Source organism: Corynebacterium meitnerae, from assembly GCF_027570075.1.
In the GTDB taxonomy this organism is placed as follows: domain Bacteria; phylum Actinomycetota; class Actinomycetes; order Mycobacteriales; family Mycobacteriaceae; genus Corynebacterium; species Corynebacterium meitnerae.
On the sequence record NZ_JAKMUS010000001.1, the window covers coordinates 1 to 14,121 of the forward strand.

Genomic DNA, 14,121 nt, shown 5'->3' on the forward strand with positions numbered 1-14,121 from the left:
CCTCACCGTTTTCAACGATGGCAAGAACTCTGGTTTCGCTAATACGACATGTAGGAATGCTAGAGGCTTCGAGCTCTTGAACAATCCGTTCTGCGGTGCGGTGCTCCTGCATGGATAGTTCAGGGTTCTGATGAAAGAACTTATACAGCTCTTCTCGGGAGGCTTTGGTGGTTGCAAGATCCCCCTATATCTTTCTGACACTATCTGTATTGATGGGCATGCCCTCACGGTACGCCTGAGCTGCATTTCCGGGGATAGCCGTGAGCCACTACTCGTGGATGTCAATGACGTGCTCCGGGCCGAACTCGATGAAATCGCCGAGCTTAGCGCCTTGTATCAAGACCGGTTCATTCCTTAATTCGCCGACATAATTCCTGCCTTGCAGTGCGGATATTTTTACCCACATGCGTTCACCGTTCGGTTGATCTGCCGGGGGATCATCAAGGAGGAACACGAGCTTCACTAGCGTGCCAACGGCAAGGTTCTCGCGCTTAATGCGGTGGGGGATTATGAAAGTAGTTGGGTTCGCAGCGTGTAGCTTTTCGCCGTTGTCGAGGTGGTAGTCGACGGGGATGGGCATTTCAAACAGTTCGTTGTTCATGCGCGCATTGTTGCAGACGGGTGCGACATGCCCCCTTCTTGTTGCGGTGACGTGGCGAAGGCATAGAAAAACGGGCCCGAAGGAAGTGTTTCCTTCGCGCCCGGTAAAACCGTTGTGGCTTAGTTAGCCGGTGCTGGTGCTGGGGCGCCCTCTGCAGGAGCCTCAGCCGGGGCTTCCTCGGCAGGTGCTTCTGCCGGAGCGCCCTCAGCTGGCGCGCCTTCGGCCGGTGCCGGGGCCTCTTCAGCTGGTGCCACGGTGGTGGTCACGTCGACAGTGGTGGTGCCGATGATGGTGGTGGTCTTCTCGGTGGAAGCCTCCTCGCCGCTGCCGGTGGCCAGTGCCCAGATAAGCCAGCCCAACAGGACCAGAGCGATCAGGCCGAGCAGCCACTTCCACCAGCCACTGCCGGTGTTGTCGGCGGTTCCTGCAGCCGGTGCGGTCTCAGCGGTGTCAGCGTATGCAGCCGCAGTGTCCTCGGTTGCAGCCGGCATGGACTCGGTGTGGACGTCCTGGATACGGGTTTCGTCATTAATCGGGTTGCCGTGTCCAAGGTTGTTGGGGTCCTGGTTGGTCATTATCGGTCTACCTTTCTAAATAACCTAAATAACGCAGTCAGATGCCCACGCTAACAAGTTTTTGCGTTGAGTGACGTGATCTTTTCAGGCGCGTTGCATGCCGTGTCGTCGCGAGAATAGGGCGATATCACGCATCGCAGCAGGTGGATGGCCTGGCAGCTGGACGTGAATGAGGCCACCCTATTTTCAATAAATTGTCATTAAGTATCGAATTGTCATAAAGTGGGGGTCATGCATGATCACTCGCACCACCACCATGATCACGGTGGCACGGATGCTTCCGTACGTTCGTTGGCCATTGCGCTGACCATCACTGGTGTTGTTTTCTTCGCGGAGCTCATCGGCGGCTGGTTATCCGGGTCCATGGCGTTGTTGGCGGATGCGATGCACATGCTTTCTGACGCAACGGGGATGATCATCGCGCTCGTCGCCGTATTGATTGGGCGTAAGCAAGTGTCACGTTTTGCCACGTTTGGGTACCGCCGAGCAGAGGTTCTCGCCGCTGCTATTAACGCAGTGACGGTGGGCGTGGTGTCGCTGTGGATCGTGTATGAGGCCGTATCGCGTCTCGGACGGGGAGCAGAGATCGCCAGCCGCACGATGATCATCATCGCCATCATTGGTCTTGTGGCTAATGCGGCATCCGCATTGGTGCTGCACCGCCAGCGCAAGGATTCCATCAACGTCGAAGGTGCTTACCTTCACGTTTTGGTGGATATGGCCGGATCGGTGGCTGTGATCGTGGCCGGCATTGTCATTGCTACGACGGGATTCCAGGCAGCGGACGTGATCGCGTCCCTCATCATTGCCGGCATGGTGTTGCCGAGGGCGTGGGGGCTGCTGAAGACGTCGACAAGCATTCTGCTTGAGCGCGTTCCTGAGGGCTTTGACCCAGATGTTGTGGCTGATGAATTGTTGACGCTCGAAGGTGTGGAGGGGATCCATGACCTGCATCTGTGGTCGATGAGTGGCAACAACGTGCTGTGCACCGTGCACCTGATTACGCGCGCGGACCATGGGATTCTGCTGGATCGCGCTCAGGCAAAACTCGCGGAGCTGGGTGTTGGTCACGCGACGATTCAGATCGAGCCGCCGGGGCACGTGAACCACGAAGTTGTGTGTGCGCCAGAGGAGGCGGGGGAGAACCTCTAAACCCAGCTCGATCCGCCGGTGTCCTCTACAGTTGGGCGCATGGGCTTTACAACGCCGAGCTACTCCTTGACAGACTTGTTCGCACGTGCCGAACGTGGCGAACTTCAGATTCCTGATTTTCAGCACACGTACTTGTGGGATGTGGACCGTACTCGTACGCTCATCTCCACTGTTCTTCGTGGTTACCCGGTTGGCACACTGCTGGCGCTGGATACACGGAATGAGCCCATGCGGTTTAGTCCGCGCCCGCTTCCTGGAGCGCCGGCGGCGCAAAGCAATCCGGGGTTGCTGTTGCTCGATGGGCAGCAGCGTCTGTCATCGCTGTACTCCACGCTTCAGGGCGACGGTCGCGTGGAGGTACTTGATTTCCGCGGGCGGAGAATCTTCCGCCGCTTTTTCGTGGATGTCCGTTTGGCCGTGCAATCGGACCCGATCCCGGAAGAAGCAGTTTTTGCTATCGACGATGACGGCGTCGTCCGCTCCCACTTCGGCCCGGCCATCCCTGGTGGAATTACCACCCGCGACACGATGGTGGACAACTACGTTGTCCCCGTCTCATCGCTGCTGTGGGAAGAAGGCAATGATCTGCTCTTCGACATGGCTGCCAACACGGAGGACCCAGCCCTGCGCGAAAGTGTGAAGGAATTCCACCGTCGCGTGCTGCGGCCATTAGCTGCCTACGACATTCCTATGACACGCCTTGATCGCGGAACCTCCCAGATCGGGGTGGGGCAGATTTTCGCGCAGGCAAACTCCCAGGGTGTTCCGATGGATGTCTTTGAACTCCTCACTGCCAGCTTCGCGCTGGAAGACCCCGAGTTCTCCTTGGCACAACACTGGGAACAGTGCGAAAAGGAATTGCGGGATCACCCGGCGCTGGATGAGATTGATCGCGTGCGGTTCCTCCGTGGTGTTGCGCTGCTGGTCTCGAGCGAAACGGGACAATCCCGTGGGCACCGCGGCGACATCCTCAATCTGCGTCTTCAGGACTATCTATGGGCATCGCGCGAATTGCTCGCGGCGTTTGAGCGCACCGCAGTGTTCTTGGAAGAGCGCTGCATCTTCACCGTGGATCAGGTGCCGTATTCACACCAATTGGTGCCGCTCGCGGTGATTCTCGCGCGCCTTGGCAAAGAGCGTGACAACATCACCTGTGAAGAGCAGACCACCACGGACCGCATCAACCAGTGGTTCTGGTGCGGTGTCTTTGGGGAGCTCTATGGCGCACATTCCCCGTCCATTCGCGCTGGCATTGACGTTGATCAGGTCACCCCGTGGGCCATGGGCACAACGGATGAGGCGCCCAAGACGGTCACGGACGCGCAGTTTGCGGAGTCCCGCCTGCTCACAGCCGGCCCTGAAACCGCCGTGTATCGCGGGATGTACTCATTGCTCATGGCGCGAGGCGCGCGGGATTGGCGCACGGGTAAGACTTTTGACGTGGCGAGCGTGGAAGAACTGCACCCGGATTTCTACCAAGTCTTCCCCGAGAAGTACTGCCGGGCGCATGAGATTGATGAACAGCTCGCGGAATCAGTATTGAACCGCACGCCCTTGGGCAAGCGCACCGAAGGCGTGATGGAAAGCGGTGATCCCAAGCGTTACCTGTCGCGGCTTCAGTCGAAGTCGATCATGGAGGATTCCGAATTCGATGCGGTGCTGGCTACGCATGAGCTCGTTCCGGAATACCTCCTGACATCCAACTGGCAGGCCTTCTTCGCTGACCGCGCGGAGCGCTTCATTGGAATGATCGAATACGCCATGGACAAGCCGGTCGTGCGTGACGGTAACGTCGGTGAGTAAGCACAGCAATAAGGGATAGCGAGGAGACGTGACTCAGCTCAGCAAAGCAGCACAGAGATTATCGGTCTGTGGTGTTGTCGCGTGCCTTTCGCTGGGTCTCGTTGCATGTACATCGCTTAACGACGATGCCACGGAGCAACCACAGTCACCCACCTCACCCACCACAACCGTGAATCCACTGCTTCAGCAGGCGCGTGCGGTGAACGGGTCAAACCATGTGTCGGAGCGCTTTGAACCAACGCCAGTAGTGGTGGATGACCCGCTGGGATTCGAGGCTTCCACGATCTTCTTCGATACATCAGAGGTGCTGATTATCAGTGATGCTGATCCGCAGTCACAGCTGCGCGCAGCGTCGCTGGCGGTCGTTGCACATGCACCGATGGTGGTGTACTCCCGCGAGCACCATGCAGCTGTTGTTCAGGAGATCGAACGATTAGGGGCACACACTGTCTTTGCGGTCGGGGATGTGTCTTTGCTCAATTACTCAGAGAAGCTCACCGTGATCCGGGACCCGGGTGGCGTGGAAGCGTTGGAGAAGGCCACGTCACTTAAGTTCGGTGAAAAAGTGGTGGAGACACCTAAACAAGCAGCGGCCGCCGTGGCTGCCTTGGATCCGAATGATCCCATGTGGTTAAAGGGTGGCTATGGGGGAGAGCAACACGTGGCGGACGGTGCCAAAGACGGAGTTGTTCCCCTCCAGTCTCGTCACAATGCGGAAATGGCACCCCATGTGATCGCGCTTTCCTCGACGCCGCTGCCCGCAATCGCAACTGCCCGCGCGTTCGGCGCATCGGTCTACGTGGTGGACAATCCGGATCCGCGCGTGGATTATCGCGCATTGCTCGTCACAGTTGGATTGGCCGACCGCCCGTTGATTGCTTTAGGGCCAGAGTTTGGAACTGCAGAAGAGTTGCGTAGTCGCATCCGCGCGGCTGAAGCGTCTGCCGGGCAACGGAGCTTCGCGGGTGTGGAGGAACTGCCGCAAGAATCGTGAAGAGGGCGGGCAGGGGAGACGTCGATAAGCAAGCGTGCATGAAATAGAACCCTGAAATAGGGGAATACACGCGAGTACGCATAAAATAATCGACGCTGCCAGAAGCGAATGCACAGTGACGTGCACCAACCCACTTAGCAGGAGATGTAAATACCGTGTCTAAACCCGTTGTCCTCATTGCAGACAAGCTCGCCCAGTCCACCGTGGACGCACTCGGAGATGCAGTGGAGGTGCGTTGGGTAGACGGTCCGAACCGCGCTGAGCTTCTCGCTGCGGTACCGGAAGCGGAGGCGCTGCTCGTTCGCTCCGCAACGACTGTTGACGCTGAAGTCCTGGAAGCCGCACCGAACCTGCGCATCGTGGGTCGTGCCGGTGTTGGCCTGGACAACGTAGACGTGGACACCGCAACCAAGCGCGGCGTCATGGTTGTCAACGCTCCGACCTCCAACATTCACTCCGCATGTGAGCACGCCATTGCTCTGCTTCTGTCCACCGCACGTCAGATCCCGGCTGCGGACAAGACTCTGCGTGACGGTGAGTGGAAGCGTTCCTCCTTCAAGGGCGTAGAAATCTTTGGCAAGACCGTGGGCATCGTCGGCTTTGGCCACATTGGTCAGCTCTTCGCACAGCGTCTTTCCGCTTTTGAAACCACCGTCATTGCTTATGACCCGTATGCGAACCCAGCACGCGCCGCACAGCTTGGTGTGGAGCTCGTGGAGCTGGAGGAGCTCGTCTCCCGCGCTGATTTTGTGACCATCCACCTGCCCAAGACCAAGGAAACGCAGGGAATGTTCAACGCTGAGCTGCTGGCAAAGGCCAAGGAAGGCCAGATCATCATCAACGCCGCACGTGGTGGCCTGGTGGATGAGCAGGCTCTGGCGGATGCAATCACCAACGGCAAGATCCGTGGCGCCGGTTTTGACGTGTACGCCACCGAGCCGTGCATGGACTCCCCGCTGTTCGCGCTGGATGAGGTTGTTGTGACACCGCACCTGGGTGCATCCACCGCTGAGGCGCAGGACCGCGCAGGTACGGACGTTGCTGGTTCCGTACTCAAGGCACTCGCAGGCGAGTTCGTTCCGGATGCCGTCAACGTTGTCGGTGGCGCCGTGGGCGAAGAGGTCGCTGCATGGCTTGAGCTCGCGCGCAAGCTTGGTCTCCTCGCAGGCAACCTGCTTGACGACGCCCCTGTCTCCCTCCGCGTCACCGCCCGCGGCGAGCTGTCCACCGAGGACCCCTCCACGCTGGCACTGTCCGCAGTACGCGGCCTGTTCTCCGGCATCGTGGAAGAGCCCGTCACCTTCGTGAACGCCCCGGCGATTGCAGAAGCCCGTGGCCTCGAATTCGATTCCGGCGTTGCCACCGAATCCCGCGGCCACCGCTCCTCCCTGGAGGTCCAGGTTGTGTCCGCGAACGGCTCCACCGCAACCGTTGAAGGTGCGCTGACCAGCCTCGAGCACGTGGAGAAGATCGTGCGCATCAACGGCCGTGGCGTGGACATGCGTGCAGAGGGCCGCAACCTCTTCCTGTCCTACACCGACCAGCCTGGTGCACTGGGCAAGGTTGGTAGCCAGCTGGGTGAGAAGGGCATCAACATTGAGGCTGCTGCTTTGACCCAGGCAGTGAAGGGCGACGGCGCCTTCCTCATCCTTCGCGTTGAGGCTGAGATCCCGGCGGATCTGGAAAAGACCATCGCCGAGTCCATCCAGGCATCTAGCTTCCAGCTGGTTCTGGACTAAAACCCATTTGGCACATCAGCCCTCAAGCCACCCTCAAACGGGAAGAAAGGTGACACACCACATGAAGATCGCGGTTATTGCAGGCGACGGAATCGGCCCCGAGGTGATGGCGGAGGGCCTCAAGGTTCTCAACGCGGTACGCCAGGACATTGAGTTCACTGAGTACGATCTCGGTGCTCGGCGCTACCTGCGCAACGGGGAGCTGCTCACGGAGGAGGATGTGGCGAGCCTGCGTGAGCACGATGCCATTCTGCTCGGCGCGATCGGTGACCCAGACCGCGTCCCGGCCGGCGTTCTGGAGCGTGGCCTGCTGCTCCCGCTGCGCTTCAATCTGGATCACTTTGTGAACCTGCGCCCATCGAAGCTGTACCCAACCGCGGTGAGCCCCCTGGCTAACCCAGGCAACATTGACTTCGTTGTGGTGCGTGAGGGCACGGAGGGTTTGTACTGCGGTAACGGCGGTACCCTGCGTCAGGGCACCCCGGCAGAGGTGGCCAGCGAAGTTTCGCAGAACACCCGCTACGGCGTGGAGCGCCTCGTGCGTCACGGCTTTGAAACGGCGATGGAACGCCGCAAGAAGTTGACGCTCGTGCACAAGACCAACGTGCTGACTAACGCTGGTGCGCTGTGGCAGAACACCGTCAACGATGTTGCCGCGGAGTACCCGGATGTTGAGGTGGACTACAACCACATCGACGCTGCGACCATCTATATGGTCACGGATCCGGAGCGCTACGACGTCATCGTGACGGACAACCTCTTCGGCGACATCCTCACCGATCTGGCTGGTGCTGTCGCTGGCGGTGTGGGGTTGGCCTGCTCCGGCAACATCGATGCATCGCGCACGAACCCGTCCATGTTCGAGCCGGTCCATGGCTCCGCGCCTGATATCGCTGGCCAGGGAATCGCTGATCCGACCGCCATGATCTTGTCCGTGGCGATGATGCTGCGCTGGCTCGGCGATGAGGACAACGCCGTACGCATCGAGGATGCTGTGGCACAGGATGTCACTCAGCGTGGCGGCGAAGCGGTTGTCACCGAGCGAGTCGGCACAAGGATTGCTGAAGCTCTCAAGTAGGCTTCGGCCCATGCGTGCTTCACACCGCCCATCCCGTCGGGTCCGTACTGTTGCTGCTTTTGCAGTCAGTCTGTCCGTGGGGATGGGCGTTTCCGCGTGTACAGCAAAACCTGAACTCACCGCCGAGAAGCTGTCCGAGACAGATGCCCTGCTTCATTCCTTAGTTGAGGGCGGCTCCACAGTTCTCGCGGATGTTGATGGCACGGGCATCGATGCCTCTAAGGCGTTCTTTGAAACCGCCAATGACGTGGTCATTTCGGCCTCATCCCAGGATGCTCAGCTCAAGGCAGCCGCTATCGCCGTTGACCTTGGCGCGCCGATGCTGATCCGTCATCCGGGCACGGAAGAGGGCGTGGAGAAGGAGGTCTCCCGCCTCGGTGCGCAGCGCCGAATTCAGGTTTCATCAGAGGATCCCGCGGACACTTCCATGGAGGCGGAGGAAGACGCGGAGGACCTCGCGCTTATCGACGAAACCCCGCCCCTTGCCCCTGACGCAGGTCCCGGCGTACCCCAGATCATCGAACGCGGTGCATCCTCGGTGAATCCAGCCAAAACCCCAGTTCTGGCAACTGAGGCGACCTCGTTGGCAGCGGTGGCCACTGCGACTGCAAAGCGCATTCCCATCACGGTGTTGTCCCATCCGGATCCCCGCGTGACCCGGGAATCAATGGATCAGGTTCAAGGCAAGCAGGCGGTTGCGCTTGGCCACCAGTTCGGTTCGTCCGAGTATTTCCGTGGAGCCGTCGACATGGCTGCCAACGGCGAACTCCCGGGTGGGGGCGGACTCGTCTTCCCCGGCCGGCGTATGGTTGCGCTCTACGGTCACCCGTCGGGTCCCGCTTTGGGGCAGATGGGGGAGCAGCCGCCAGCTGAGGCGGTGCAGGTCGCCCAGAATTGGGTGGAGCAGTACCGCGAGTACACCGATGAGCTCATCATCCCGGCATTTGAGGTCATTGCGACGGTGGCCTCCGGTGGACCCGGGGATGATGGCAATTTCACTAATGAGACGGATCCCGCCGAGCTTGTGCCGTATATCGATGCGATCACCGAAGCGGGTGGGTACGCCGTGATTGACTTGCAGCCGGGTCTCGCTACGTTCAAGGAGCAGGCTCTCATCTACGAGGAGCTGCTCAAGCGCCCCAACGTGGGCTTGGCTCTGGATGCTGAATGGAAACTAAAGCCGGGGCAGGCGCCGGCAGCACAGGTGGGTTCCGCAGATGCCGCGGGGATTAACGAGGTCACCGAGTGGCTGGCGGAGCTCACCCGGACAAACAACCTGCCGCAGAAGGCCCTCATCGTCCACCAGTTCCAGGTGGCGATGCTGCCGGACCGCCAGAACATCAACACCGACCACCCAGAGCTGTCCTTCATCCTTCATGCTGATGGTCACGGCACTCCGGGCCAGAAATTCGATACCTGGAACATCCTGCTGGAGAACCTCGATCCGCGCTTCTTCGTGGCGTGGAAGAACTTCATCGATGAGGACCAACCGATGTTCACTCCGGAGCAGACCTATACCCAGGTGAATCCTCGTCCGTGGTTTGTCAGCTACCAGTAGTTGACCTACTTCACAGAGCAAAACCGTCAAAGCGTGTATGCGTGGCCGGAGTTTCTGGCACTCTAAGCGCATGACAGTTGAGCTCGATGAGGTGCGTGGCTTCCTCGCCCAGCACGAACCGTTTTCACACCTGCCGGACGAGGCCTTGTCCGCTCTGCCGCGGCACATGCAGATTATTTACGTGCGTCGTGGCGAAGTGATCATTTCGCGCGGTCAGGTCAATGACAATCTGTACATCATTCGTTCGGGCGCGGTGGATGTGCTCGCCGAAGGTGATGCGCTCATTGACCGGCGCGAGTCCGGCCGCAACTTTGGGTATTCCACACTTGTTGGTGCCCCGGAGTCGGAGTACACGATGGTCGCCGTGGAGGACAGCATTCTGCTTGTCCTGCCGCGCGAGGCGTTCACAACGCTTATCGACGAACACCCCGACATCCTCCGCTTCTTCCAATCCTTGTCCCGCCGCGTAGCTGCCTACGCCCAGGAGCTCAATGATCCCGGCAATTCGGACACTCTCCGCACCAACGTCAGCGAGATGATCAAGACCGGCAACTTGGTCACGGTGGAAGCTACCGCATCCATCCGCGATGCAGCTGTGCGGATGACGGAGTGTGACGTGTCGTGCATCGTGGTCACGCCAGGGGACAAGGACGGGGAGATCGGCATTCTCACTGACCGCGATCTGCGTGGTCGCGTGGTTGCGCAAGGCTTTTCGACGGATGCGCCCGTCTCCGATGTCATGACCTCCCCAGTGCGCACCATCGGCGCAGAAACCCTGCTCTTTGAAGCCATGTTGGTGATGAGTGAGCACGGCATCCACCACCTTCCTGTCGTGGAGTCGGGGTCGGAGATCATTGGTGTTCTGACCAGTAGTGACGTCATGCATCAGCTGCAGTCGGACCCGATTTATCTCGCTGCGGATGTGGCCGGCAGCACCAGGGAAGAGCTGCGTGATGCATACAAGCGCGCGGCGGCGGTGGCGGCGAGGTTTGTGGAGAGGGGGTCGTCGGCAAGCGATGTGCAACACCTTCTCACTGGCATTGCGGATGCGATTGCGCGGCGTCTCGCTGAGCTGGCCTATGAAGAACTTGGCCCTGCGCCGGTGCCTTTCGCTTTTGTGGCTGTGGGCTCCCAAGCACGGCGGGAGATGGGCCCGGCTTCTGATCAGGACAACGCGCTGGTGCTGTCCGAGCTTTACGACGAAGCCGCACACGGCGAGTACTTCCAACGCTTCACCGACTACATCTGCATGGGCCTTGCGGATGCCGGGCAGGCGCTGTGTCCAGGCGACATGATGGCGTCCTCGCCGCAATGGCGGATGACGGAGAGTGAGTGGAACCGAACCTTCCACGGCTGGATCACTGCTCCGGAGTCTGAGGCGCTGCTGAACGCTCAGGTGTTCTTTGATTTCCGGTGTCTGTTTGGGGATGAGGAGATGGCGCAGCGAGTGCATGAGAACGCCGTTGTGTCCGCGCGTGGCTCGAAGCGCCTCCACGCGCATTTAGCTGCATTGGCTACGCGGCGTGAACCGCCGATCGGGTTCTTCCGCGGGTTTGTGGTGGAGCGGTCCGGTGAATACGCGGACACTCTGGATGTGAAGAAGGGTGGTACCGCGGCCGTTGTGCAGATGGCACGGCTGTACGGAATTCTGGCAGGCACCACCGTTGTGGGCACGCAGGAACGCATCGAGCAAGCCGCTGGTGAGAGTATCTCCGTTCGGGGTGCCGAGGACCTTCAACGCGCGTACAACCACATCTCCAACCTGGCGCTGCGCCACCAAGCAGAACAGGTGCGGACGGGGGAGACGCCGAACTACCACATAGATCCGTCGAAAATGGCTTCGTTGGACCGTGATGCGCTGCGGGACTCGTTCCGCATTATTAAGGCGCTCCAGGCTGCCATGGCTTCGAAGTTCCCAGTGAGGTCGATCTAGATGCTCTCTGGTCTGTTTGGGCCTCCTAAGCGCGACATCGCCCCGGGGGCCTTGCTCGCGGTGGATGTGGAAACGACGGGACTGAAACCTGGCGTACATGAATTGGTGTCCATCGGCTGGGTGCCGGTGAATGACCGCGTGATTGACCTCTCCGGAGCGGGGTATTGCGTGCTCAGCGGGGCGCATGTGGGGGATTCAGCAACCGTTCATGGCGTGACTGATGAGGACGTGGAACGTGATGGCGTTCCAGCAGCGGAAGCCCTCCAGAAGTTTCTGAAAGCTGTGGAGGGACGAAAGATCCTCGCGCACTTCGCCCAGATGGAAACAGGATTCTTGGGCGCGTTGCACAAAGATGTGTTTGGCAACACATGGCGTGTCCGGGAGGACGAGGTGGTGGACACGATGACCATGGAGCGCCGCCGCATGGAACGCAAGGGAACTTACCCGCGTGGTGAAGACCTGCGCTTGGCGCGTGTGCGCCGCAGACATGGTCTGCCTGAATATGGCAATCACAATGCATTGACGGACGCGATTGCATGCGCGGAGGTTTACCTGGCGCTCACCGCTGCGAAGGAGGATAACTAAGCCAGAAAAAGATTGTGCTGGGTTGGAGCCACCGCCCGCTCCGCGCTGGCGTATGCTCTTCTGCATGCGTTTTGGACGAATTGCGACACCTGAGGGAATGACCTTCGCGGTCATCGATGACGAGGGCACTACTGCCAAGCAGATTAAAGGCACCCCGTTCACGGAGCCGGAGTACACCGGTAAGGAGTGGGCACTAGAGGACGTGCGCCTCCTGGCACCGATGCTGCCCAGCAAGGTGGTAGCCATTGGCCGCAATTACGCCGACCACGTTGCCGAGGTGTTTAAGCAGTCCGCTGAGCACCTGCCGCCGACTCTGTTTATTAAGCCGCCGACAGCTGTCATCGGCCCGGAAGCCGCCATTAAGATCCCGGACTTCGCCACCCGCGTTGAGTTTGAGGGTGAGCTGGCGCTCGTTATCGGCACCCCGTGCAAGAACGTCAAGGCAGAGGACTGGAAGTCTGTTGTTCGCGGTGTGACCATCGTGAATGACGTTTCCTCACGTGACCTGCAGTTCGCCGATGGCCAGTGGGCGCGCGCTAAGGGTATTGATACATTCTGCCCGCTCGGCCCGTGGATCGAGACGGATCTGGACAAGTTTGATTTTGATGATCTGCCCATCAAGGCTCACCTGACCCACGATGGTGTCACGGAGACGAAGCAGGACTCGAACTCGAACCAGATGATCTGGAAGCTTGGCAAGATCATCGAGTTCATTACCGCTTCCTACACCCTCTTGCCAGGCGACGTCATCTGCACTGGCTCCCCGGCAGGCACCGCAGAGATGGTCCCGGGGGACGTGATCGAGGTCGAGGTCGAGGGGATTGGCTCGCTGCGCAACCCGGTTGAGCGGGCTTAAAGTCCCAGCGCACGCTGGATAGTGAGGAGCTTCGCGGTTGTTTCCGCAAGCTCCTCTTCTGCGTTTGAGGAGGCAACGAGTCCGCCACCGGCCCAAGCACGGGCGGCCGTACCGTCCTCATTGACCTGAGCGCAGCGGATGGCCACGACGTATTCGCCGTCGCCATCAGAGGTCGACCAGCCGACTGCGCCGGCGTAGAAAGAACGGTCCGATTCGGCGGTGGTGATGAGTGCCTCGGCCGCATGCTGCGGTGTGCCACAGACCGCTGGGGTGGGGTAGAGCTTCGCAGCTAGTTCAAGCGCACTCGGTGCCGGATCTTTCAGCACACCACTGATGGGGGTAGCCAGGTGCCACATTTCATTCGTGGCCTCAAGCTGTGGCCGTGAAGGGATGTTGAGCTCGGTACACAGGGGCTCAAGAATCTCCCGGATGTGTTCCACAACGTAAGAATGCTCTTCGAGGTTCTTCTCCGAAGCCGCGAGTTCCTGGCCCGCTGCCGCATCTGCATCCGGGTCTTCCGGATTGCGTGGCGCCGATCCAGCGAGCGGATACGAGTAGATGTTGCGCCCTTCACGGCGAATGAGAAGCTCCGGTGATGAACCCACAATCGTGTGGCCCTTCAATCCAGCGGGTGAGAGATCCGCCATGAATCCATCGCGTGTGTGAGAAAGGTCGATGAGCCGCGCGGCCACGAGGCGCGGATCAACAGGAGGATCAAACTCAAAGTCAACGGCGCGGGCCAGGACGACCTTGTCCAGCAAAGACTCACGGATCGTGTCAATCGCCGCTTCGACGCGCCGCAAGTGTTCGCGGGGTTCTGGGTCGTAACCCACTAAGCGCGCATTAACGACGGCCCCCGGGCCCGTCCTGTAATACTCATGCGGCTGCAGGCACCCTGGTTCCCGCACAATCCGCTCTGGGACAGTGAGTGCCGCCGGCGCATCGCGGTCGAAGGGGAGTGCGCCCACGATCATGTCCACGGCGCCTTTGTCGAGGGCCTGGACTGCGCTCCACACATCGGTAAACGTCGATGCCGCTCCTTGGGTACGCACGGAGCCTGATGGCCGGGACAGAGCAAAGTCCGGGGCAGAATCGGGTGCGGAATCAGGGCGGGAGGACATGAGGTTTCATCTTAGCGGGTGAGGCATGTAGACCCAGAGGGAGGATGACAGCAAAAACACATCCCGCGTTGAAGAAACTTTCACGTGTTACTAATGTGTTCAGAGTCAATGAATGGGGTGTGTGTT

The 14,121-nt window shown here is 59.9% G+C and carries 12 protein-coding genes; 9 read left to right on the forward strand and 3 right to left on the reverse strand.

Annotated elements, in window-relative coordinates:
* Positions 1-268: 268 nt before the first annotated feature.
* Together L8U60_RS00005 and L8U60_RS00010 are read right to left on the reverse strand one after the other, a co-directional pair.
* Positions 269-601 carry a DUF2314 domain-containing protein gene (locus L8U60_RS00005; RefSeq protein ID WP_269964344.1) on the reverse strand — a complete coding sequence of 111 codons (333 nt, stop codon included), beginning with the start codon at positions 599-601 and terminating at the stop codon, positions 269-271.
* 119 nt (positions 602-720) lie between these two features.
* Positions 721-1,176, reverse strand: coding sequence for a hypothetical protein (locus L8U60_RS00010; RefSeq protein ID WP_269964345.1), 456 nt, complete (start codon positions 1,174-1,176; stop codon positions 721-723).
* Positions 1,177-1,407: 231 nt separating this feature from the next.
* Here L8U60_RS00010 and L8U60_RS00015 point away from each other — a divergent pair, with 231 nt between their 5' ends.
* The 9 genes from L8U60_RS00015 (at position 1,408) to L8U60_RS00055 (ending at position 12,874) form a co-directional block, all read left to right on the forward strand.
* Complete coding sequence (locus tag L8U60_RS00015) at positions 1,408-2,328, forward strand: cation diffusion facilitator family transporter (protein WP_269964346.1); 921 nt, start codon at positions 1,408-1,410, stop codon at positions 2,326-2,328.
* Positions 2,329-2,367: 39 nt separating this feature from the next.
* Positions 2,368-4,131, forward strand: coding sequence for a DUF262 domain-containing protein (locus tag L8U60_RS00020; RefSeq protein ID WP_269964347.1), 1,764 nt, complete (start codon positions 2,368-2,370; stop codon positions 4,129-4,131).
* 169 nt (positions 4,132-4,300) lie between these two features.
* Positions 4,301-5,125 carry a hypothetical protein gene (locus L8U60_RS00025; protein ID WP_269964348.1) on the forward strand — a complete coding sequence of 275 codons (825 nt, stop codon included), beginning with the start codon at positions 4,301-4,303 and terminating at the stop codon, positions 5,123-5,125.
* A gap of 155 nt (positions 5,126-5,280) precedes the next feature.
* Entirely contained in the window at positions 5,281-6,864 is a 1,584-nt protein-coding gene (serA, locus tag L8U60_RS00030; protein WP_269964349.1) for a phosphoglycerate dehydrogenase, read from the forward strand.
* A gap of 61 nt (positions 6,865-6,925) precedes the next feature.
* Complete coding sequence (locus L8U60_RS00035) at positions 6,926-7,942, forward strand: 3-isopropylmalate dehydrogenase (RefSeq protein ID WP_269964350.1); 1,017 nt, start codon at positions 6,926-6,928, stop codon at positions 7,940-7,942.
* A gap of 10 nt (positions 7,943-7,952) precedes the next feature.
* Positions 7,953-9,500: a cell wall-binding repeat-containing protein gene (locus L8U60_RS00040; RefSeq protein WP_269964351.1), complete on the forward strand. Its 1,548-nt coding sequence runs from the start codon at positions 7,953-7,955 to the stop codon at positions 9,498-9,500.
* A gap of 70 nt (positions 9,501-9,570) precedes the next feature.
* Complete coding sequence (locus L8U60_RS00045) at positions 9,571-11,433, forward strand: DUF294 nucleotidyltransferase-like domain-containing protein (RefSeq protein WP_269964352.1); 1,863 nt, start codon at positions 9,571-9,573, stop codon at positions 11,431-11,433.
* Positions 11,434-12,018 (forward strand): 3'-5' exonuclease, encoded by a 585-nt coding sequence (locus L8U60_RS00050; protein WP_269964353.1) that lies wholly within the window; start codon positions 11,434-11,436, stop codon positions 12,016-12,018.
* Positions 12,019-12,082: 64 nt separating this feature from the next.
* Positions 12,083-12,874, forward strand: a complete 792-nt coding sequence (locus tag L8U60_RS00055; RefSeq protein WP_269964354.1) for a fumarylacetoacetate hydrolase family protein — start codon at positions 12,083-12,085, stop codon at positions 12,872-12,874.
* Here L8U60_RS00055 and L8U60_RS00060 read toward each other — a convergent pair.
* Positions 12,871-13,995 (reverse strand): isochorismate synthase, encoded by a 1,125-nt coding sequence (locus L8U60_RS00060; RefSeq protein ID WP_269964355.1) that lies wholly within the window; start codon positions 13,993-13,995, stop codon positions 12,871-12,873. The genes L8U60_RS00055 and L8U60_RS00060 overlap by 4 nt on opposite strands.
* Positions 13,996-14,121: the final 126 nt, after the last annotated feature.

What these genes read in the sequence shown, in the direction of transcription:
- L8U60_RS00005 (WP_269964344.1), bottom strand. Translation starts at nt 601, where the DNA reads ATGAACAACGAACTGTTTGAAATGCCCATCCCCGTCGACTACCACCTC.
- L8U60_RS00010 (WP_269964345.1), bottom strand. Translation starts at nt 1,176, where the DNA reads ATGACCAACCAGGACCCCAACAACCTTGGACACGGCAACCCGATTAAT.
- L8U60_RS00015 (WP_269964346.1), top strand. Translation starts at nt 1,408, where the DNA reads ATGCATGATCACTCGCACCACCACCATGATCACGGTGGCACGGATGCT.
- L8U60_RS00020 (WP_269964347.1), top strand. Translation starts at nt 2,368, where the DNA reads ATGGGCTTTACAACGCCGAGCTACTCCTTGACAGACTTGTTCGCACGT.
- L8U60_RS00035 (WP_269964350.1), top strand. Translation starts at nt 6,926, where the DNA reads ATGAAGATCGCGGTTATTGCAGGCGACGGAATCGGCCCCGAGGTGATG.
- L8U60_RS00040 (WP_269964351.1), top strand. Translation starts at nt 7,953, where the DNA reads ATGCGTGCTTCACACCGCCCATCCCGTCGGGTCCGTACTGTTGCTGCT.
- L8U60_RS00045 (WP_269964352.1), top strand. Translation starts at nt 9,571, where the DNA reads ATGACAGTTGAGCTCGATGAGGTGCGTGGCTTCCTCGCCCAGCACGAA.
- L8U60_RS00050 (WP_269964353.1), top strand. Translation starts at nt 11,434, where the DNA reads ATGCTCTCTGGTCTGTTTGGGCCTCCTAAGCGCGACATCGCCCCGGGG.
- L8U60_RS00055 (WP_269964354.1), top strand. Translation starts at nt 12,083, where the DNA reads ATGCGTTTTGGACGAATTGCGACACCTGAGGGAATGACCTTCGCGGTC.
- L8U60_RS00060 (WP_269964355.1), bottom strand. Translation starts at nt 13,995, where the DNA reads ATGTCCTCCCGCCCTGATTCCGCACCCGATTCTGCCCCGGACTTTGCT.